Genomic DNA, 21,234 nt, shown 5'->3' with positions numbered 1-21,234 from the left:
GGGCACGATGGAGGCACCGCATAGCTGCTGCGGCGTGCGGCAACGCGGCGCTGAAACATCTTGCCACTTTCCGAAAAACCTGTTCCGCTTCCAGCATCATGACCAATATCACGGACGCGCCCCAGCCCGCCCCGATCCTAGAGGTCAGGGGGCTTTCGGTCGGCTTCGCGCCGGGCAAAAACGTGCTGCATGACGTCAGCTTCGATGTGCGCCCCGGCGAAACACTGGCCCTCGTCGGCGAAAGCGGCTCGGGCAAGACGCTCTCCTGCCGTGCCGTTCTCAAGCTGCTGCCGAAGGCGGCGCAGATCCGGTCCGGCTCCATCCTCTACCGCGACGCCACGGGCGAGATCGAACCGCTGACCCTGTCGCCCCGCGCGCTGAGGGCCTTCCGCGGCGACAAGGTCTCGATGATCTTCCAGCAGCCGATGCACGCCTTCTCGATGATGCATACCGCCGGGGATCAGGTGGGCGAGGTGCTGCGCCTGCACAGCGACCTCTCCGCCCGCGAGATCAAGGACACGGTCCTCAGGACCTTCGAGACCGTGGGCTTCACCGATCCCGAGCGGGTCTATGGCGCCTACCCGTTCGAGCTGTCGGGCGGGATGCGCCAGCGGGCGATGATCGCCATGGCGACCATCGGCAAGCCACGCCTGATCATCGCGGACGAACCGACCACCGCGCTGGATGTGACCACGCAGGCGATGGTCCTTGGCCTGCTGAAGAAACTCCAGTCGGAAACCGGCGCGGCCCTGATCCTCGTGACCCATGACCTTGGCGTGGTGGCCAACATGGCCGATCAGGTCGCCGTCATGAAGAAGGGCCGCGTGGTCGAGAGCGGCCGTGCCGATCTGATCCTCGGAAGCCCGTGGCATTCCTATACCAAGCGCCTGATCGCCGCCGCGCCCGAGATCCCCACCGATCCGCCTGTCGCCGCGCCGGAGACGCAGCCCGGGCCGCTTCTGGAAATGACCAACGTGTCCCGCAGCTTTGTCCTGCGCAGCAAGCTGCCCTGGTCCCGGCCGCAGACCTTTGCCGCGGTGAGTGATTTCAACCTGACCGTCCCGCGCGGGGCCACCGTGGCCATCGCCGGCGAAAGCGGCTCGGGGAAAACCACCTGCGCGCGGATCGCGCTTGGCGCCCTGCCCCCCGATCCCGGCGGCTCGGTCATCTACCGGCCCCGCAACGCCGAGCCGATCGCGGTGCATGAGCTGACACCCCAGACCCGGACGGCCTTCCAGCGGCAGGCGCAGATGGTGTTCCAGGATCCCTACTCCACGCTGAACCCCCGGATGCGCATCCGCGAGGCCCTGTGCGAGCCGATGGAAATCCACGGCATCGGCACCCCGGCAGAGCGGCTGGCCCGCGCCGAGGAAGTGCTGGGCTGGGTCGGCCTGTCGGGCGACATGCTGGGCCGCTATCCCCATGCCTTCTCGGGCGGGCAGCGACAGCGCCTGTCCATCGCCCGCGCCCTGATGATCGGGCCCGAGTTCCTCGTCTGCGACGAACCGACCTCGGCGCTCGATGTCTCGGTGCAGGCGCAGGTCCTCGACCTGCTGGCCGAGCTGCAGGAGAAGCTGGGCCTGTCCTACCTCTTCATCTCGCACGACCTGGCCGTGATCGCGCAGATCGCGGACGAGGTGGCGGTGATGCGGCAGGGGGTGATCGTGGAACAGGGCCCGCCGGCCATGCTCTTCAACAACCCCCAGCACCCCTATACCCGTGCGCTGATCGCGGCCCAGCCAGAGCCCGACGTGCAGCGCCCCATCGACCTTGCCGCCGTGGCGCGCGGGGCCGGTGATCCCGCCGAATGGCCCGCGGCCTACCGGCTGACCGACAACGCCCTGCCGCCGCTGCGCGCGGTCGAGGGCCCTCACAGGGTGCGCGCCCATGCCTAGCCCCCGTCTCCCCCAGGTCGTCACCCACCGCGTCCGCGGTACGCTGCGGACCCTCGCCCTGGCCCTGCTGCCGGGCCTGCCCGCCCTCATGCCGGGCCAGGCCGCGGCACAGGCCGCCTACCAGCCCGTCCCCGCCCTCGCCGAGAAGGTCGCCGACGGCACGCTGCCCCCCATGGCGGAGCGCCTGCCAACGGTGCCACTGGTGGTGGACATGGCCGCGGCGGGCAAGGAGACCGGGGTCTACGGCGGCACCGCCACCACGCTGATCGGGCGCCGCAAGGACACCCGGCAGATGACGGTCTATGGCTATGCAAGGCTCATGGGCTACGACACGGACTACAATCTTCAGCCAGACATCCTTCAGGGTGTCGACGTGGAGGACGGCCGCCGCTTCACGCTGCACCTGCGCCCGGGCCACAAATGGTCCGACGGGGTGCCCTTCACCTCCGAGGATTTCCGCTACTACTGGGAGGACGTGGTCAACAACCCCGACCTGACCCCGGCCGGGCCCGAGCCCTTCCTGAGGCCGCAGGGCGAACTGCCCACCGTCACCTTCCCCGATGCCGAAACCGTGGTCTACGACTGGCCGGTGCGCAACCCGCGCTTCCTCGAAGCGCTTGCGCAGGCCCGCCCGCCCTTCATCTATCGCCCGGCGCATTACCTGAAGCAGTACCACGCCCGCTACACCGATCCCGCGACCCTTCAGGCCGAGATGGCCGAGGTCAAAGTCGCCAGCTGGGCCGCGCTGCACAACAAGTTCGACAACATGTACGAATGCGACAACCCGGCCATTCCCACGCTCCAGCCGTGGAAACTGGTGACCGAGGGCGGCAAGTCGCGCTTCCTCTTCGAGCGGAACCCCTACTTCCACCGCGTCGATAGCGAAGGCCACCAGCTGCCCTATATCGACACGGTCGAGATGCTGGTGGCCAGCGGCGGCCTCGTGGCGACCAAGGCCAACGCGGGCGAAACCCAGCTGCAGGCGCGCGGCCTGTCGTTCAAGGATATCTCCGTCCTCAAGAAGGGCGAGATGGACGGCGGCAACTACGACACCCTCCTGTGGGAGAACGGCACCGCCTCGCAGATCGCGATCTACCCGAACCTGAACTATGCCGACCCGGCCTTCCGCACCCTGCTGCGCGACGTGCGCTTCCGCCGGGCGCTGTCCCTCGGGATCGACCGGCACATGGTGAACCGAGCGCTCTACTTCGGCCTCGCGGCCGAGGGCGGGATGACCGTCCTGCCGCAGAGCCCTTTCTACCGCCCCGAGAACCTGACCAAGTGGGCGACCTTCGACCCGGACGAGGCCAATGCCCTGCTGGACGAGATGGGGCTGACCGGGCGCACGCCCTACGGCATCCGCCTGCTGCCCGATGGCCGGCCCCTGCGCATCGTGATCGAAACCGCGGGCGAGCGGTCGGAGGTGGAGGACGCGCTGCAGATCCTTTCGGACACCTGGCGCGACATCGGTGTCGAACTGGTCCAGCGCCCTCTGGATCGCGACATCCTGCGCAACCGGGTCTTTGCCGGGCTGACCATGGCGGCGGTCTGGTACGGCTGGGACAACGGCCTGCCCCAGCCCGACACGCCGCCGGATTTCGCGGTGCCGCAGCAACAGGAATTCTTCAGCTGGCCGATGTGGGGCCAGTACTTCCAGACCCATGGCGCCGCCGGGGAAGCGCCCGACATGCCCGCCGCGCAGCGCCTGATGGACCTGGCCTCGATCTGGGAAACCGCCGCCACCCGCGAAGAGCGCGCCGCCGCCTGGCAGGAGATCGTCGACATCCATGCCGATCAGGTCTTTGCCATCGGGCTGATCACCCGCGCGCCGCAGCCGATCGTGGTGAACCATGACCTGCACAACGTCCCGAAAGAGGGCCTCTGGGCCTGGGACCCGGGGGCGCATTTCGGTGTCTACCATCCTGACAGCTTCTTCTTCGCGCCCGGCCCGGCAGGAGCGATGAATTGAAACTGCTGCTCTACATCGGCTCGCGCACGGTCTCGATGCTGCTGACCCTCTTGGTGGTCTCGGCGCTGATCTTCCTGATCATCAACCTGCCGCCGGGCGACTACCTGACCAACCAGCTGGCAGAGCTGCGCGCCACCGGACAGGAGGCAGGCGTCGCCAAGGCCGAATTCCTGCGCCATGAATACGCGCTCGACCAGCCGCTGTGGCGGCAGTACCTGATCTGGCTCGGCGCCGCGCCGGGGCCGCACGGGTTCAACGGGCTGCTGCAAGGGCAATTCGGCTGGTCCTTCGAATTCTCCGCCCCCGTGAGCGAGATCGTGGGCGAGGCGCTCTGGCTGACGATCCTGCTGAACCTCTCGACCATCGTCTTCGTCTACGTCATGGCGCTGACCCTCGGCGTCATCGCCGCGGTCAAGGCCCGGTCGTGGATCGACTATACCACCGCCTTCATCGGCTACCTCGGACTGGCCACGCCGAACTTCCTGCTGGCGCTCATCCTCTTCTACTACGGGCACAAGTACCTCGACCTGCCGATCGGCGGGCTGATGGCGCCCGAGTTCGAGAACGAACCGATGAGCTTCGAGAAGGCGCGTTCGATCCTCGCGCACCTGATCATCCCGACCTTCGTGGTGGGCACCGCCGGGGCGGCGGCGATGATGCAGCGGCTCCGGGCCTCGCTGCTCGACGAACTCTCGCGCCCCTACGTGGAAACGGCGATTGCCAAGGGGATGCCGCCCGCGCGGATGCTGGTGAAATACCCGCTGCGCGCCGCGCTCAACCCCTTCGTGGCGGACATCGGCACGCTGCTGCCGGCGATGATCTCCGGCTCGGTCCTCGTGTCGGTGGTGCTGGGGCTCCAGACCATCGGCCCGGCCCTGCTGACCGCGCTGAAGACGCAGGACCAGTTCCTCGCCGCCTTCATCCTCGTCTTCGTCGCCTTCCTGACGCTGATCGGCACGCTGGTCTCGGACGTGCTGCTGGCGATGCTCGATCCGCGCATCCGCATCGGGGAGAAACGCAAGTGATCCGCCTCGACGATGGCCGCTACGTCGCGCCCGAAGACGACCGCCCGGAGGAATTCGCGACCCTTGCCGATACGCCCGAGGCCCGGCTGTCGCTGCACCGGCTGACCCTGCGCCGCTTTGCCCGTCACCGTCTGGCGATGATCTCGGCGATCTTCCTGCTGACCTGCTACCTGCTGCTGCCGCTCGTGGGCTTCATCGCCCCCTACGGGCCCAACACCCGCAACGCCGAACATATCTTTGCCCCGCCGCAGCTGATCCACATCTTCCACGACGGCGGGCTGAACGCGCCCTTCGTCTACCCGATCAGCGGCGAGGCGAACCTCGCGGAATACCGCTGGGACTATACCGCCGACACCGACGCCCCGCAGAGCCTGCGCTGGTTCTGCCCCGGCGATCCCTACAAGCTGGCGGGCCTCATCCCCTCGCAGACCCACCTCTTCTGCGCCCCGGACGACACGACCGTCTTCCTCTGGGGCTCCGACCGGCTGGGCCGCGACGTCTTCTCGCGCATCCTCTACGGGGCGCAGCTCTCGCTCACCGTGGGCCTCGTGGGGATCGCGATTTCCATGGGCCTCGGCATCTTCTTCGGGGCCATCGCGGGTTATTTCGGCGGCGGGCTCGACTATGCGATCCAGCGCCTGATCGAGATCCTGCGCTCGATCCCCGAACTGCCGCTCTGGCTTGCGCTCTCCGCGGCGGTGCCTTCGCACTGGGGGCCGGTCTCCGTCTTCTTCGCGATCTCGATCATCCTTGGCCTGCTGGACTGGCCGGGGCTGGCGCGGGCCGTGCGGGCCAAGTTCTTCTCGCTGCGCGAAGAGGACTTCGTGCAGGCCGCCGAGATGATGGGGGCCAAGCCCTCGCGCATCATCCGGCGTCACCTGCTGCCGAACTTCCGCAGCCACCTGATCGCCTCGGCGGCGCTCTCGATCCCCTCGATGATCCTTGGGGAAACGGCGCTCTCCTTCCTCGGCCTCGGGCTGCGCGCACCGGCGGTCAGCTGGGGCGTGATGCTGAACGACGCACAGCACCTGTCGTCGATCGAGATCTACCCCTGGACCGCGCTGCCGATGCTGCCGATCATCATTGTCGTCCTCGCCTTCTCCTTCATGGGTGACGGGCTGCGCGATGCGCTCGACCCCAGCGAGACCTGAGCCTGCAAAACCTGCCCGCCGCCGCCCGGCGACGGGCGCCCCCCGCCAGCGGGCGCTTCGTCTTGCATCCCCGGGGCGCAGCGTATAGCCCGAACGCCGTTACACGTCCGGAGGCCTCATGCGCACTGTCCTCGTTACCGGGTCCGCCGGATTCATCGGTTTCCACATCAGCCGCCGCCTGCTCGACGAGGGGTTCCGCGTCGTGGGCGTGGATGCCCATACCGACATGGGCGATGCCGATCTGAAGCGCGACCGCGAGGCGCAGCTGCGCGCGCATCCCGCCTACCGGGGCCTGCGCGCCAAGATCGAGACGCCGGGCCTGCTGCTGGACCTCTTCGCCAGCGAACAGCCCGAGATCGTGATCCACCTCGCCGCTCAGGCCGGGGTGCGCCAGTCGATCAGCGACCCGCGGTCCTATCTCGATGCGAACATCATCGGCACCTACGAGTTGCTGGAGGCCGCCCGCGCCCATCCGCCGGCGCATATGCTGCTGGCCTCCTCCTCCTCGGTCTACGGCGCGAACAGCGAGATCCCCTATAGCGAGAGCGAGCGCACGGACACGCAGATGTCCTTCTACGCCGCGACCAAGAAGGCGACCGAGAACATGGCGCATTCCTATGCCCATCTCTTCGGCCTGCCGGTGACCATGTTCCGCTTCTTCACCGTCTATGGCCCCTGGGGCCGGCCCAACATGGCCATGTCGATCTTCACCCGCGCGATCCTGCGCGGCGAGCCGATCGACGTGTTCAACAACGGCGAGATGCGGCGCGACTTCACCTATATCGCGGACCTCTGCGAGGCGCTGCGCCGGCTGATCGACCTGCCCCCGGCCCGTCTGGACGACGCGGCAGAGGCAGAGCGCCTCGGCCTGTCGCCGGTGGCCCCCTACCGGGTTCTCAACATCGGGCATTCCGCGCCGGTGCCCCTGACCGAGTTCATCGCGGCCATCGAGACCGCCACGGGACGCACGGCGCAGCGCAACCTGCTGCCGATGCAGCCCGGCGACGTGCCGGTCACATGGGCGGATTCAACGCTCCTGCATCAGGTCACGGGCTACCGCCCCGACACCGACGTGCCCGAAGGCGTGGCCGCCTTCGTGGAGTGGTATCGCGCGTACTACGGGCTCTGATCCGGGCGGGTCTGCACCTCAGCGGTCATCGTCCGACGGCATCCCGCCCTCGCCCCCTTCGTCATCCATGTCCAGCGCCGCGCCTGCGATCTGGCGTTTCTGCTCTTCGGTGAGCGGAACGCTCTTGTCGGAGCGCGAGTCCGCGATGTGCACCGTGACCTCGCGGTTGGCAAAGCGGATGTCCTCGCGGGCGAAGAGTTCGCGGATTTCCTGATAGACGCGCTTGCGCACGATCCACTGGTCGCCCGGCTTGGTCATGAACTTGACCCGCAGGATCATCGCGGAATCCTGCATCTCGATCACGCCCTGCGATTTCAGCGGTTGCAGGAAGCAGGGCCCCAGTTCCGGATCCTCCAGCAGGTCGAGGCCCAGCTTCTTGACCAGCTTGCGCACCTTCTCGACATCGGTGTCGTAGGTCAGGCGCAGCTTCAGCTTCATGATCACCCAGTCACGGGAGTAGTTGGTCAGCGACTTGATCTCGCCATAGGGGATCGTGTGCAGCGCGCCGAGGTGGTGACGCAGCTGGAACGACCGGACCGAGACCGTCTCGACCGTCCCCTTCACGTCGCCCACGTCGATGTACTCGCCCTTGCGGAAGGCATCGTCGATCAGGAAGAACGCGCCCGAGAAGATATCGCGGACAAGAGCCTGCGCACCGAAGCCCACCGCCAGACCGACGATCCCAGCACCGGCGAAGAGCGGGCTGACGTTGATCCCCAGTTCCATCAGGATGATGAGCAGGATCGAGACGGCAATCACGATCAGGATGAAGTTGCGGAACAGCGGCAGCAGCGTGCCCAGACGGCTGGCGCTGCCATGGCCGCCCTCGTCCCCCAGTTCGGCATCACTCGGATCGGGCTGTTCGGCCGCGATCTTGCTGTCGATCCAGACCCGGAAGGTCTGGTAGACGATATAGCCGATGAAGAGGATGACCGAGATGTCCATCAGCCGCTCGAACCGCGGCGTGCGGGTGAAATCGGTGTTCACGCCCCAGATCACGAGGCAGGCCCAGAGCCCGCCGATCAGCGCGATCACCCCCGCCATCCGGTAGGCCAGCCCCTCGAAGGTGCGCACCCCGTACTGGCGGCGCAGGGCCGCGGCCGCGGCGGCGGCCTGATCGGGGCCCGTGACCTCGACCTCCATGCCGTCGATCATCGTGGTGGTGGGGGCGTTGGCGGCAGCCGCCGCCTCGGCCGCGTCGCGCAACTGGCGCAGTTCGCGGGCCCGTGCCGAATAGCGTTCGATGAAATAGGCGAAGATCCCGAAGACGATCAGCGCGGTCAGGATCGTGGCATAGGCGCCAAAGACCAGCGGGACCGAGATCGCCTCGCCCCGGACAGAGTAGATCGCGCCCTTCACCAGCGACAGCAGGATGTAGCCAAGCGCCAGCGGTGCCCAGAGGTAGGAGGCCCACTTGATGTTCTTGCTGACTTCGGTCACCGGGCGTCCGCCGCGGATCGCCTCGGTGATCGGGTGCAGGTTCACGAAGATCAGCACGATGCTGTAGAGGCTGACGCTCACCGTCGAGATCATCACCATGACGAGGTGGATGTCCTCGTTCAGCCCCAGTTCAAGCACCCATGTCGCCAGCATCTGGGTGAAGATCGTCAGGAAGGCGCCGAAGGTCAGCCAGTAGAACAGCCGCTTGGCGTCCCGGTCCGAGAACTGCGGGATGCGGTACTGGCTGAGGAAGGGCGACAGCACCATGCGCCACAGCAGCGTGACCATGCGGAAGATGAAATAGGCCACGAAGATCACGGTCACGGTGAACTGCGCGGCGCTGTCTTCCGCCCGCCCGAACAGCAGGACACCCGCGACGAAGCCCACGATCATCGACACCGCCGTGCCGAGCGCCCCCATGGCGAAGCGGTAGACGAGGAAGGGCATCTTCTGGAGATAGCCCTCCGGCGCCTGCCGCACCCGTGACACCACAAGTCGCCGGGCAAAGAGCTTGCCGAAGATCTGATGCTCGAAGAGGATGCCGAGGATCAGCACGACGGTGGCCAGCAGGAAGATGCGGGCAAAGGCCCAGAGCGTGCCATCGGGCGAGGACGCCCGCAGGATGTAGATCACCTCGTTATAGGCCACCGGCAGATCGCCGAGCCGCTGCTTCACCGTCTTCCAGAAGACATTCGCCCCGGTCTGGGCATCCATCAGCATGGAGCCCATCTCGTCCGAGTTGCGTCCGCGGCCCCCGCCCTGCCCCGGCGTCCGGGTCGTCGGGGTGATCGTCTCACCCTTCTGCATGACCGACACGTCGCCGTTTTCGTCGATCAGGATGACCTTCACGCCACCGGTCGTGCCCTCGGCATCCGCAGCGTCGCTACCGGAGGTATCGACGATCAACTGGGCCTGGGCCTGCACCGCCCCGGACCCGACCCCGATTGCCAGGCACAGGGCCAGCAGAACCGCTACACAACGCATCAACACTCGGGTGTCCTCCACAGCGGATCACGGCGCGTGATCCCACATCACCTGCCGCCGGTCGGCGGCGTTTCGGGCTTTCCGTTCCGTCAGCCTAGCGAGCGGGGCGAAGCGGTCAATCTCCTGACTTCACGGAGATTTCGTTCCGTGTCGTCAGGCCACAGGCGGTGCCTGCCGCGCAGGCCCCATGAGCGAATGCAGCAGGTCGAATTTCACGCGGTTCACGCTGAGTTGCCGGAAGAAGGTGATCAGCACGCTGGTCGGGCCCTGAAGCCGGCCAAGCGCCGCCACCGCCGCCACCAGCGTCCCCACGTCACTGCGCCCCTCCAGCACCAGCCAGCCGCCCAGCACGATGACGGCCACCGTGGCCACGCCGCTGATCGTGCTCAGCAGGAACTTGGTCGAGAGCTTCCAGACGAAGATGCGCTGCCGGAAGCCGTAGATCCGGTCGAAGTCGGCCATGACCGCCTCCTCCACCTCCTCCAGCAGTTCCGCGGTCAGCTTGTCGGTCGCGCCGCGCAGGGTGCAGACACGCTCCCCCACGAGGCGGTTCACCTGTTTCTGGGTGATGAGGACGATCACCACCTGCGGGATCACCATGGCCAGCGCCACCAGACCCAGCCGTGGCTGGGTTGCCGTCACGAAGCCGATCACGCTGATCAGCGTGCCGATCTGCATCACCGGTTCGGAAAAGGCCCCGCCGATGAAGCTGCCCAGTTCCTCCGCCTCGGCGGAGATGGCGGTGGACAGCGTCCCGGCCGAGACGTGGTGCGGCTCTGCCTCGTGCTCGCTGGCGGATTGCAGCAGCCGCTTGCGGATCGTGCGGATCACGTCCTCCCCCAGCACGCCCGAGCTGTAGCCCAGCACCCACTTGAGGCCGAGGCTGAGCAGGATCACCGACATCATGCCCGCGCCGTTCAGCAGCAGCCGGTCCAGATCGCCGGTGCCGTCGGTCAGCATGTTGATGATTTCCTGCTGGAACTTCAGCGGCGCGGCGGCCAGTGCGGCGATCAGGAAGGACAGGACAATCAGGATCATCTGACGCGGCCCGGTCAGCCGCCAGATCAGGGAATAGAGCCGAAACATCGTGCCGTCCTGCTGCCTCGCGGGCAGTCATCATGTCTGAGTGCAGGGTAATCTGGCGGCTATCTTCGCCCCCGTAAAGCCCTGCTGTCATTGACATGGAACACGGGGCCACCCTCAGAGGGGCCCGTGATGCAAATTGGGCGCGGAGGCCCCACGACCTCCGCGCCCGGCCTACAAGGTCGGGTCGCATCCCAGGGTCGGACCGGTCAGCGCGGTCCGGTGCCCCGGCGCGCATGTCCGCCGAGGCCCCTGGCCTGTTGATGTCAGATGACGACCACGTCCAACGGCGGGAAGCCGTTGAAACCGACCGAGGCATAGGAGGACGTGTAGGCCCCGCAGTTGCGGATAAGGAAGCGATCCCCGGCCTTCAGCGTCAGCGGCAGTTCGACCGGGCGCTTTTCATAAAGCACGTCGGCGCTGTCGCAGGAGGGACCGGCAAGGATGCAGGCCCCCATCGGATCGCCGTCGCGGTCCGTGGCGAACTGGTAGCGGATCGCCTCTTCCATCGTCTCGGCAAGGCCCGAGAACTTGCCGATGTCGAGGTAAACCCAGCGGTGCAGGTCGTTGTCCGACTTGCGCGAGACCAGCAGCACCTCGGCGGCGATCATGCCGGCCTCGGCCACGAGGCCCCGGCCCGGCTCTGCCATCACGTCGGGCACGTCGCCGAAGCGCTCGGTGATGAGCGACATCACCTTGGCGGCATAGGGCGTCGGGCCTTCGATCTCCTCGCCGTAGTAGGCGGGGAAGCCGCCGCCGATGTTCAGCAGCGTGAGGTCATGGCCGGCGTCGCGGGCGGCGTGCCAGACGGCCGCCACCTGATCGAGCGTGGTGGTCCACATGGTGGCGCGCTTGGTCTGCGAGCCGACGTGGAACGACAGGCCCACCGGCTTGAGGCCGAGGTCACGCGCCATGTCCATCAGGGCGATGGCCTTTTCGCGGGCGCAGCCGAACTTGCGCGACAGCGGCCAGTCAGCCTCCGACGCATCGACGATCAGGCGGATGTAGACCGAGGTGCCGGGCGCGTGGGCCGCGATCTTCTCCAGCTCCTCTTCGGCGTCAGCGGCAAAGAGGGTCACACCGGCGTGGAAGGCGAATTCGATATCGCGCGGCTTCTTCACGGTGTTGCCGAAGGAGATGTGATCCGGACGGGCGCCGAGCGAGAGGCAGAGCTCGATCTCGGCACGCGAGGCAGCATCGAAGCCCGAGCCGACCTCGACCAGACGCTCCACGATCTCGCGGGTCGGGTTGGCCTTCACGGCGTAGTGGATGCGGGCACGGCCGAGGCCTGCCTTGAGCGCGTGGTACTGATCGGCCACGCGATCCACGTCGAGCACCAGCGTCGGGCGGTCGAAGGTGGTCGAACGGATGAAGGATTCGACGCGCGATGCGTACACGGGTGCGCGGGCCGAGAATTCGGCGACGTAAGCGTTCATGGTCATCTCCAATAGACCCGGCCATATATGACCGCTCAGTTCCAAGGGAGACGTTACCGTCGCTACGTAAACCGCAGGGCTGATGCCCTCTCGCCAGAGGCGCGTGCGTTGGCGTCTTGAGCGCGCATATCGGGCTTTTGCCGATTCACTTCAAGAGGGTATTTTCACCCGCGATACGATTTTTTTCGCACCCGCCCTGCAGCCGGGACACCCCTGTGAACAAAGGGTTGTTATCGCTCACATTCCGGCCCACCTCAGGCCTCGGGCTGGTTGCAGACCTGTGGCGGTTTTCCATCAGCGGTCCGCGTCTCCGCCCCGCAGTAGATGCAGTGGTAGAGCGCCCCTTCGTCGGTGTCCCGGGTGCGGTCGGCACGCCAGCGGCAATCGCGGGTCTCGCGCTTGGCGTAGATCGCCAGCAGCACAAAGACGATGGGGATGAGGATCACGAAGAGCATCGCACCCCCTGTCCGCCATCGCGTCCGGTCCTGCGGTCAGCCCGGTCTGCGGGGTCATGTGAGGGCAGTGTCGTCATGCCCCGGATCTGTCATGCTGCATTGCGGCGAGCAAGGCGCTCAGGCGAGGATTTTGCCCCAGCCCGGACAACTCGGCGTGAAGCCCGCAACGCGGCACGCCTCGAGGAAGGTCACGGCGATCGAGTCGACGATGGGCAGGCCCAGCTCGTCCTCCATCTCTTCCACCAGTGCGGTGGCCGGGAAGTTGGTGCAGACCACCGCGATGCAGTCGCCGCCCTTCTCGGCCGCCTCGCGCAGCAGCGCCCGCATCCGGTCGGCGGGCGTGTTGCCGATCTCGACGTTGCGGGCGATGCCGAGGTAGGCCGCCTTGGGCACGCTGTAGCCCTGCCGCTGGTATTCCGCCACGATCTGCTCCGACACGTCGGCGGTATAGGGCAGCGCCAGGGCAATGTCCTTGAAGCCGAAGCGGCGATAGGTCTCGTAGAAGCCCAGCGTGGCGGTGGTGGCGGGCACGCCGGTCGCCTCGGTCAGCGCCTCGCAGAGCACCTGGTCCGTCTCCAGCCCGCGCCAGCTGGCCGAGGTGCCGTTCCAGACCAACGAATTCAAGGGCGCATCCGCCAGCAGCTTGGCCGCCGCCACCATCGGGGCGTTCTGGAAATGCGCATTGGAGGCGTCATTCAGGGCCAGCGTCTGCACCTCGGTCCGGCTGAAATGCTGCGAGACGCGATCCGCCACAGGCATGTTCATCGCGTAGGTCAGCGGCTCGGCCCAGGTGTTCGAGGAGGGCATGATATGGCCCACGCGCAGCAGCGTGGCGGGATCGGGGTAAGGATAGGGAAGCGTCATGGGGGTCTCTATGGCTGGTCAGGCGCCGGGGTCCGGCTGACAGAGGGCGGGGGCACCGTCGGCCATGCCGCCCGCGTAGAAGAGAAGCGGCGCGCCGACCCGCTGGGTGAGCGCCTCGACCTCGCCGATGAAGATCAGGTGATCACCCGCCGTCACGATCTGGTCCGTGCGGCAGATGAGCTGCGCGAGCGCCCCGGGGATCAGCGGCAGCTGCGCCGCATCCCCCGCGATGGCCTTGGCCGGGCCTTCGAGGGCGAGACCATGGAACGGATCGTCATGGCCGCGCGCGAAATGGCGGGCAAGCTCCGCCTGCTCTGCCGCCAGCACGTTGACGGCGAACCGCCCGGCCCGTTCGAAGACGTCGCGGGCGCGGGACTGCAGCCGCAGCGACCAGAGCACCAGCGGCGGCTCGACCGAGACGGAGGAGAAGCTGTTCGCCGTCAGCCCCGCGCGAGTCGCCCCGTCGGTGGTGGTGATGATCGTCACCCCGGTGGCAAAGCGCGAACAGGCGGTGCGGAAATCCTGCGGGGTGATCGCGCTCATCGCGGCCCCTCCCCCACCATGCGGGTGAAGCCGAGGTCGGGTTGTGCCCGCCCCTCCAAATGGGCCACGATCAGCGGCTCCATCCGGGCAGAGAGCGCCCGGGCCCCGGCGGTGGCCGCATGCCACGCGGGCAGCTTGTCCTCGATCCGGGCGCGCAGGTCGGCCATGTCGATGGTCGTCAGCCGGCCCTCGCGCATCACCACCCGGCCCGCCGCGATCACGTCGGTGACAGAGGCGCCGTTCTCGGCCGTCACAAGCTGCGCCACCGGGTCCGTCAGCGGCAGGAAGTTGACAGAGCCGAGGTTCAGCAGCACGAGGTCCGCATCCTCCCCGGCGGCGATCCGGCCCGCGTTGGTCAGGCCCAGCACATCGGCCCCGCCCTCGGTCCCCAGCCGGAAGGCCTCGGCGCAGGAGAGCCAGTCGGCGCGCGGCGTGCCCCAGACGCGCGAGGCGTCGGAGGCAAGGCGCATCGCCTCGAACATGTTGAGCGCGTCGGAGGAATTGGCCCCGTCCGTCGCCAGACCCACCCGCATCTCGCGGTCCAGCATCTGCCCCAGCGGCGCGATGCCGGTGCCCAGCCGGAAGTTCGAGGCCGGGATATGGGCCACCGCCGCCTCAGCCCGGGCCAGTCGGTCGAGGTCATCGCCGTCGAGCCAGATCGCATGGGCCGCCACGAAGGAGGGCCCCAGCACGCCGAGATCGTCGAGATGCGCGATCGGTGAGACGCCGTAGACCTGCCGCGCGACCTCGGCCTGAAGGCGCGATTCCGCGATATGCATGTGCAGCGGGATGTCATGGCCCGCCGCCAGTTCGGCGCAGCCGGTGATCAGCCGGTCGGAACACTGGTGCGGGATCGTGGGGGCCACGGCATAGGAAATCCCCTCTGGCAGCGGCTCGGAGAGGAGCGCCTTCAGCCGGGCCAGCATGCCCTCAGCCTGCGGCGGCGCGCCGGTCAGCTCTGCCTGAAGGTCGGCGGGCAGCGCCTGCATCAGGCCGGGAATGGACTCGACGAAGCTGCGGTCGGCCACCATCGGCGCCAGCACGGCGCGCATGCCCGCGTCGGCATAGGCGCGGGCCACGGCGGCCAGATGCGAGGGTTCCAGCCCCGGCAGCAGGTAAACGAGATCGAAACAGGCGGTGCAGCCCTTCGACAGCATGTCCGCCGCGCCGAGCAGCGTGGAGAGATAGACCGTCTCCTCGTCCCGCGCACCGCCCATCCACGGGCCGTTAGTCAGTGAGGCCTCCAGCGTCCAGCGGTCCGCCGCGCCCTTGGCGAGGTTGGCATGGCCGTGGGTGTGGCTGTTCACGAGGCCGGGCATGACGATCCGGTCGCTGGCGTCGATCACCTGCGCCTCGGGCGCGTCGATGTCGGGGGCCACCCGCAGGATGCGGCCATGGGCGATCAGGATATCGGCGCGGCGCGGGGCCTCGCCCGCGGTGCAGACCAGCCCGCCCCGGACAAGCAGCGCGCTCATGCCGCGCCCTCCGGCGGGTGATGCGCGGCCCAGTGGCGGGCGACCTCCCCGCGCGAGGCGAACCAGACATCCTCGTGCGAGAGCGCGTGGTCGAGGAACCGCCGGATCGCGTCGAAACGCGCGGGCTGGCCGCTGATCCGGTTGTGCAGGCTGATCGTCATCAGGCGCGGGATACGCGCGCTTTCCGCGTGCAGCACCCGGAAGGCCGCCGAGAGGTGATCAAGGAAATCCTCCGCCGTGCCCAGCTTGCCGGACGGCAGGCGGTTGTCGTTGAGCGTGAAGGTATGGGGCACCACCAGCCGGTCGGTGCCCTCGCAGTCCACCCAATAGGGCAGATCGTCGGCATAGCTGTCCGCATCGTAGAGGATCGAGGGATGCGCCATCAGCAGGCGGCGGGTGTGGATCGAGGGGGCATAGCGGCTCTGCCAGCCGGAAGGCGCGCGGCCCATGATCTGCGTCAGCCCGTCGATGGCGCGGGCGATGGTGGCGGCCTCCTCGGCCTCTTCCATCAGGAAGTGCCGGGCGAAGCGGTCGCCGTGACAGCAGATGTCATAGCCCGCCGCCGCGATGGCCTCCGCCGCCTCCGGGTTGCGGCGCATGGCCTGCGCGCACAGGCCCATGGTCGGCGGCACGCCGGTCTCGCGGAACATCTCGTAGAGCCGCCAGAACCCCACGCGGGAGCCGTATTCGAAGAGGCTCTCCGCCACGAGGTCGCGGGTGCCTGCGGGCACCTCGCCGGGGATGCCGTCGGTCAGGGCCAGTTCGGTGGCCGGGTCGCCGTCGGGGATCGAGGGCTCTGCCCCCTCCTCGAAGTTCACCACCACCACCAGCGCCAGCCGCTTGCCGCCCGGCCAATGGGTCACCGGCGGGTGCTGCCCGTAGCCGGCGAAGTCGCGCGTCGGCCCGCTCATGCGGCAAGGCCCTTGGCCCAATGCGCCGCCATGGAGAGCAGCCGTTCGTCCCCACGCGGCCCGGCGATGAAGCTGAGGCCCACGGGCACGCCCTCCACCGTGGTGGCGGGCAGGTTCAGCTGCGGCAGGCGGCAGAGGCTGGCGACGCAGGTCAGGGCCAGCGTCTTCTCGCGGAACTCGATCAGCGCCTCCAGCGGGGCCTGCCGCACCGGGGGCAGGTCATGGGCGGTGGGGATCATGATCACACCATCCTCGCCCAGCAGGTCCGTCAGGTAGGCGGTCAGCGCCTCGCGCTGCGGGATCGCGGCGGCAATCGCCTCGGCGGGGATGGATTTCGCCAGTGCCATGCGCTCGGCGATGCTTTCGCTCACCCGGCGGCCCGGCACCTCGGACCAGTCGCCAAGGGTCGCCCAGAGGTCGCCCAGTTGCAGCGGACGGAAGGTGGCCAGCCAGTGCTGGATGCCCTGTTGGTAGAGCGTCACCTCCGCCTCGGGCCCCAGTGCGCGGGCCTTGGGCAGCAGGGCCGCGCCGATATCGGCCCGGGGAATGTCGAAGGCATCGCGCGCCAGCAGCAGACGGGTGCCCGTCGCCTCGGCGATCTCTCCGAAATAGGCGGTGCCCACGCGTTTGAGGACCTCCGCGTCGCGGGCGAACCAGCCCACGGTGTCGAAGCTGGGCGCCATGGCCATGACGCCAGCCGTGGTGATCCGGCCATAGGTCGTGCGCAGGCCCATGACCCCGCAGAAGCTGGCCGGCACCCGGACCGACCCGCCGGTGTCCGAGCCCAGCGCGAAATCGCACAAACCCGCCGCAACCGCCGAGACGGAGCCCGAGGAGGAGCCCCCCGGCACCCGGTCGGGCGCGGCAGGGTTCACCGGCGTGCCGAAGAACTCGTTGGTGCCGAACATGCCGCAGGCGACCTCGTCGGTGTGGGTCTTGCCGATGCACTCCGCCCCCTGCGCCAGCACCGCGAGGACCGAGGGCGCAGTGGCCACCGCAGGCGTGCCCTCCAGCCGGTCAGGGTTGCCGCAGGCGGTGACGGTGCCCGCGATGTCGAAGAGGTCCTTCACCGCGAAGCTGAGGTCCGAGAGCGCCCCGGTCTGCGTCATGCGGAAGGGCGCGGGCCCATGGTCGACGAAGGCCTGCTGGCGGATGTGGTCGATGTCCTTCATTGCCTCACTCCGCCGCGGAACTCAGGGCATTCTCGCCCGGAAGACCATAGGTGCCCATGAAGCCGTCGACGAAGTCCTTCACCTCGCCCCAGTCGAAGAAGCGGTAGGAATTGCCCCGGGTCACGAAGGTCGCGCCGGAATAGAACATCTCGTACTGCAGGTGGCGCGAGCCGAATTCGGAGCCCACGGCGTCCCATGCCAGTTTCATCAGCTTCACCCGCTCCTCGCTGTTGGCGATAGGGGACCGCTGGGTCTTGCCGATGATCGCTGCCGTCTCGGGGTTCTCGAAGTCGGCGTAGGAGGACGGCACCATGATCATGCCCCCGCCCGAGAGCACGCGGATCTGCTCCACCACCTCAGGATAGGTCGTCTGGGCGATCACCTGCGCGGTGCACAGGATCGACCGGTCGGGCACGTAGTAGCCGTTGTAGTGCTCGCCCTGCGCCTCCATGGCGATGATCAGCGCGTCGATGTTGGAGACCTTGGCCGCCAGGTGCCCCATCGTCTCGCGCACCTGCGGGAAGTTGATGATGTTGTTCAGCTCAGCGATCTTGCGGGCAAGGCCGAGGAGGAACTTCAGCTTCACCTTGAGGCGGATCATGCACTGGTAGTTCTGCATGACGTGGGCGCGGGTGTCATGCCACTGCGCCTGCGCCATCTTCAGGTCCTTGTGCACGAAGACACGGTCCCATGGCACCTTCACATCATCGAAATGCACCACCGCATCGTTCTCGTCGAAGCGCGAGGACAGCGGGTAGTCGAAGGTCGATGTCGCCTCGGCCTCGTAGGAGCGGCGGGACAGCATCCGCAGCCCCTTGGTGCCGATCGGCATGGCGCAGGTGAAGGCATAGGCCTCGTCCCCGGCCTGGATCGCCTGAAAGCCCGAGACCATGATCTCGTTCGCCAGCACGCCCGAGGTGGCCAGCATCTTGGCGCCGCGGATGGTGATGCCCTCGCTGTCCTCGTCCACGATGGAGGCCACGAGATGCGGATCGGCCTGCCCGCCGGCGGTCTTGTTCTTGTCCGCCTGCGGGTTGATGATCACGTAGGACAGGAAATGATCGTTGTCGCGGATGTAGTCGAAGTAGCTCTCCAGCGCGCCTGCCCGCTTCGGATCGTTCTCCTTGTAGACGTTCAGCCCCATGCGGAAGCCCACGAAGGTCGAGGCGACGTGATCGGGCGAGCGGCCCAGCATACCGCAGGTCTGGGCGGACCAGAGCTCGATGGACTTGCGCCGTTCGACCAGCTCCGCATGGCTGCGCGGCAGCATCCACGACTTGTTCACACGCTCCCCGGTCCTGGGCGAGGCAAAGGTCATCGCCTCGATGTTCTCCGGCGCGGCCTGGTAGTCGTAGAGCTGCGCGGCCGAGGCACAGGCATTGCGGAAGGCGGGCGAGGTGGTGACGTCCTCCACCTTCTTCCCGTCGATGAAGATGCTCCGCCCGTCGCGCAGCGAGGCAAGGTGGGACGCGCCGTCCTTCGTCATGTCGGATACTCCGAGAGCTGGGTCTGAGACCGGCGCCGGATCTGATGACCCCTTGCAGCCTGCCGTCACGTATCTGTCTGAAACCCGGTGGCCGGCGGCTGCCCATCTTAGGGTCAGACCTGTGCCGGTCCCGTCTCTTGCGCTCACGCTATCGGCGGGGCGCGGCGGAGGTCAAGGCAGCGCCCCACCCGCCCCGGAACGGAAAAAGGCGCCGCCCAAGGAATGGGCAGCGCCTGCTGTGACGTGGACCGGGGGGCGCGGCCTTACTGGTAGGCGCCGATGGCCTGTTCGATCTCGATCTTGGTGGCGCCGCGGCCCAGCAGGGCCGAGAGCAGCAGCCGCGCCTTCACGCCCGGCAGGGCACCGGCAAGGATCGCCCCGTTCTTGACGAAGGTGACGGCGCCGCCGTCCTCGCCATAGATCGCGCCGGTCTGGCCTTCGGCGCAGCGCGAGCAGATCAGCACGGGCACGCCCTTCTCGGTCAGACGCTTGACCGCCGCGCCCCAGCCCCGCGGGCCATTGCCGCGACCGAAGGCATCGATCACCACGCCGCGGGTGCCGCGTTGCGCGAACCAGTCGAGGATATCGGGCGTCATGCCGAGGGCGAGGCGCACGTAATCCACGCGCTCTTCCGGCTGCTGGTCGGCGGCCAGCGCCACCCGGTGCCGATGGGCGGGCTTGCGATAGATGTGCACGCGGCCCTGATCCACCTCGCCCAGCTTGCCGAGGCCCGGCGAGCGGAAGGTATCAGTGCGCGAGGCATGGACCTTGGTCACCGTGGCGGCGGCGTGGATGTCGCCCTCGAAGAGGATCACCGCCCCCAGCCCCATGGCACGATCGCTGGCGGCCACCCGCAGGGCGTCGGCGATGTTGCGCGGCCCGTCGGTGTCGGGATCGCCCGCGTGGCGCTGCGCCCCGGTGAAGACCACCGGCTTCTCACCGCCCACCAGCGTCTCGGCGAGGAAGACGCTTTCCTCCATCGTGTCGGTGCCATGGGTGACGATCACCCCGTGCACGTCCGAGCGCCCGACCGCCTGCGAGATCGCGCGGCAGATCGCCGTCACGTCGGGGATGGTCAGCGCGCCGGAGCCCACGGAGGGGAAGTTCACCAGCTCCACCTCGATGCCCTCGGGGCGTTCGTGCAGCATCTCCATCAGGGCGGCGCCGTCCATTGCGGCGGACACGGGGCCGCCGGGGGATTGGGCCTTGCTGGCGATGGTGCCGCCGGTCGAAATCCAGACCACGCGTTTCATGATGTCGTCTCCTGTCTTTGGCCGATCTTCTGGAACAGATCGAAGGATCGGCGCAAGAGGGAAGGGTCGATCCCCTCCATGATGAAAACAAGGCGCGAACGGCGGTCCTGATCGGGCCAGGCTGTCATGTGGTGCGGCGGGTGGACCAGACGCTGCACCCCGTGGATGGCGACCGGGCGCTCTTCGCCCTTCAGGTTCAGGATACCCTTCACCCTCAGGATGCGGTCCCCGTGACGATTGAGCAAGAGGGTCAGCCAGACGCCGAAGGCGGTCCAGTCGATCTCCTCCTCGAAGACCATGGTGGTCGAGGTCATGCCAGCCCCGTGGTCGTGGTGCGCCTCCAGCGGCGGCACCTGCCGGCCCTCGCGGGCGGCCAGCGCGATCTCGGCCACCGAGTCGGTGCGGGCATCCAGCATCCGGGCGGTGGGGTTCAGCGCGGCCAGTTGCAGCGGCAGGCCGGGCGCGGAGGCAAGATCCGTCTTGGTCAGCGCCAGCACATCCGCCGCCGCGATCTGGCGCAGCGCCTCGCGCCGGGTGCTGCCCGAGAGCATGGCAGGCGCGTTCACCGCGTCCACGGTGGTAATGACGCCCCCGGCCCTGACCTGGCTTTGCAGCACCGGATGGGCGCGCAGGGTCGAGAGCACGGGCCATGGGTCCGCCAGCCCCGTCGTCTCGATCACGATCCGGTCGAAGGCGGCCCGCCCCTGCCCCCGCAGCGCGATCAGGTCGAGAATGGATTGGGCCACCTCGCCCCGCACCGTACAGCAGATGCAGCCGGACTTCATCAGCATCACGGTCTCGTCGATCCGCTCCAGCAGGTGATGATCCAGCGCCACCTCGCCGTATTCGTTGATCAGCACGGCGGTGCCCGCCATGGCGGGATCGCCCAGCATGCGCTGCAACAGCGTCGTCTTGCCGGAGCCGAGGAAGCCGGTCAGCAGGGTCACCGGGATCATCGGAAGA

The 21,234-nt window shown here is 67.9% G+C and carries 17 protein-coding genes; 5 read left to right on the top strand and 12 right to left on the bottom strand.

Features of this window, described 5'->3' with window-relative positions; translation table 11 throughout:
* The first annotated feature begins 98 nt into the window (after positions 1-98).
* The 5 genes from LCM32_RS02200 (at position 99) to LCM32_RS02180 (ending at position 7,169) form a co-directional block, all read left to right on the top strand.
* A complete protein-coding gene (locus tag LCM32_RS02200; RefSeq protein ID WP_224819417.1) occupies positions 99-1,895 on the top strand; it encodes an ABC transporter ATP-binding protein in 1,797 nt (598 codons plus the stop codon).
* A gap of 88 nt (positions 1,896-1,983) precedes the next feature.
* Positions 1,984-3,864: an ABC transporter substrate-binding protein gene (locus LCM32_RS02195; protein WP_224819876.1), complete on the top strand. Its 1,881-nt coding sequence runs from the start codon at positions 1,984-1,986 to the stop codon at positions 3,862-3,864.
* Positions 3,861-4,889: an ABC transporter permease gene (locus LCM32_RS02190; protein ID WP_224819416.1), complete on the top strand. Its 1,029-nt coding sequence runs from the start codon at positions 3,861-3,863 to the stop codon at positions 4,887-4,889. The genes LCM32_RS02195 and LCM32_RS02190 overlap by 4 nt, the downstream gene beginning before the upstream one ends.
* Entirely contained in the window at positions 4,886-6,040 is a 1,155-nt protein-coding gene (locus tag LCM32_RS02185) for an ABC transporter permease (RefSeq protein ID WP_224819415.1), read from the top strand. Before LCM32_RS02190 ends, LCM32_RS02185 begins: the two co-directional genes overlap by 4 nt.
* A 118-nt stretch (positions 6,041-6,158) precedes the next feature.
* Entirely contained in the window at positions 6,159-7,169 is a 1,011-nt protein-coding gene (locus LCM32_RS02180; RefSeq protein ID WP_224819414.1) for an NAD-dependent epimerase/dehydratase family protein, read from the top strand.
* An 18-nt stretch (positions 7,170-7,187) separates the two neighbouring features.
* Here the strand turns inward: LCM32_RS02180 and LCM32_RS02175 are convergent, their stop codons facing one another.
* The 12 genes from LCM32_RS02175 to LCM32_RS02120 form a co-directional block, all read right to left on the bottom strand.
* Positions 7,188-9,593, bottom strand: a complete 2,406-nt coding sequence (locus tag LCM32_RS02175) for a mechanosensitive ion channel family protein (protein WP_224819875.1) — start codon at positions 9,591-9,593, stop codon at positions 7,188-7,190.
* A 153-nt stretch (positions 9,594-9,746) separates the two neighbouring features.
* On the bottom strand, positions 9,747-10,679 hold the full coding sequence (locus tag LCM32_RS02170; protein ID WP_224819413.1) for an ABC transporter transmembrane domain-containing protein: 933 nt from the start codon (positions 10,677-10,679) through the stop codon (positions 9,747-9,749).
* A gap of 263 nt (positions 10,680-10,942) precedes the next feature.
* Positions 10,943-12,112, bottom strand: coding sequence for a type III PLP-dependent enzyme (locus tag LCM32_RS02165; protein ID WP_224819412.1), 1,170 nt, complete (start codon positions 12,110-12,112; stop codon positions 10,943-10,945).
* Positions 12,113-12,366: 254 nt separating this feature from the next.
* Positions 12,367-12,567 (bottom strand): hypothetical protein, encoded by a 201-nt coding sequence (locus tag LCM32_RS02160; protein ID WP_224819411.1) that lies wholly within the window; start codon positions 12,565-12,567, stop codon positions 12,367-12,369.
* A gap of 117 nt (positions 12,568-12,684) precedes the next feature.
* Positions 12,685-13,431: an Asp/Glu/hydantoin racemase gene (locus tag LCM32_RS02155; RefSeq protein WP_224819410.1), complete on the bottom strand. Its 747-nt coding sequence runs from the start codon at positions 13,429-13,431 to the stop codon at positions 12,685-12,687.
* A gap of 18 nt (positions 13,432-13,449) precedes the next feature.
* Entirely contained in the window at positions 13,450-13,974 is a 525-nt protein-coding gene (locus tag LCM32_RS02150) for a flavin reductase family protein (protein ID WP_224819409.1), read from the bottom strand.
* Positions 13,971-15,449, bottom strand: coding sequence for an amidohydrolase family protein (locus tag LCM32_RS02145; RefSeq protein WP_224819408.1), 1,479 nt, complete (start codon positions 15,447-15,449; stop codon positions 13,971-13,973). Before LCM32_RS02145 ends, LCM32_RS02150 begins: the two co-directional genes overlap by 4 nt.
* Positions 15,446-16,360, bottom strand: coding sequence for a polysaccharide deacetylase family protein (locus tag LCM32_RS02140; protein WP_224819407.1), 915 nt, complete (start codon positions 16,358-16,360; stop codon positions 15,446-15,448). The genes LCM32_RS02145 and LCM32_RS02140 overlap by 4 nt, the downstream gene beginning before the upstream one ends.
* Complete coding sequence (locus LCM32_RS02135) at positions 16,357-17,532, bottom strand: amidase (protein WP_224819406.1); 1,176 nt, start codon at positions 17,530-17,532, stop codon at positions 16,357-16,359. Before LCM32_RS02135 ends, LCM32_RS02140 begins: the two co-directional genes overlap by 4 nt.
* Before the next feature lie 4 nt (positions 17,533-17,536).
* Positions 17,537-19,018 carry a 4-hydroxyphenylacetate 3-hydroxylase family protein gene (locus LCM32_RS02130; RefSeq protein ID WP_224819405.1) on the bottom strand — a complete coding sequence of 494 codons (1,482 nt, stop codon included), beginning with the start codon at positions 19,016-19,018 and terminating at the stop codon, positions 17,537-17,539.
* 263 nt (positions 19,019-19,281) lie between these two features.
* A complete protein-coding gene (locus LCM32_RS02125; protein WP_224819404.1) occupies positions 19,282-20,271 on the bottom strand; it encodes an asparaginase in 990 nt (329 codons plus the stop codon).
* Positions 20,268-21,227 (bottom strand): CobW family GTP-binding protein, encoded by a 960-nt coding sequence (locus tag LCM32_RS02120; protein WP_224819403.1) that lies wholly within the window; start codon positions 21,225-21,227, stop codon positions 20,268-20,270. Before LCM32_RS02120 ends, LCM32_RS02125 begins: the two co-directional genes overlap by 4 nt.
* Positions 21,228-21,234: the final 7 nt, after the last annotated feature.

Source organism: Pseudooceanicola nanhaiensis, from assembly GCF_020171315.1.
Lineage (GTDB): Bacteria > Pseudomonadota > Alphaproteobacteria > Rhodobacterales > Rhodobacteraceae > Pseudooceanicola > Pseudooceanicola nanhaiensis_A.
This window is presented reverse-complemented; position numbering and strand designations above follow the sequence as displayed.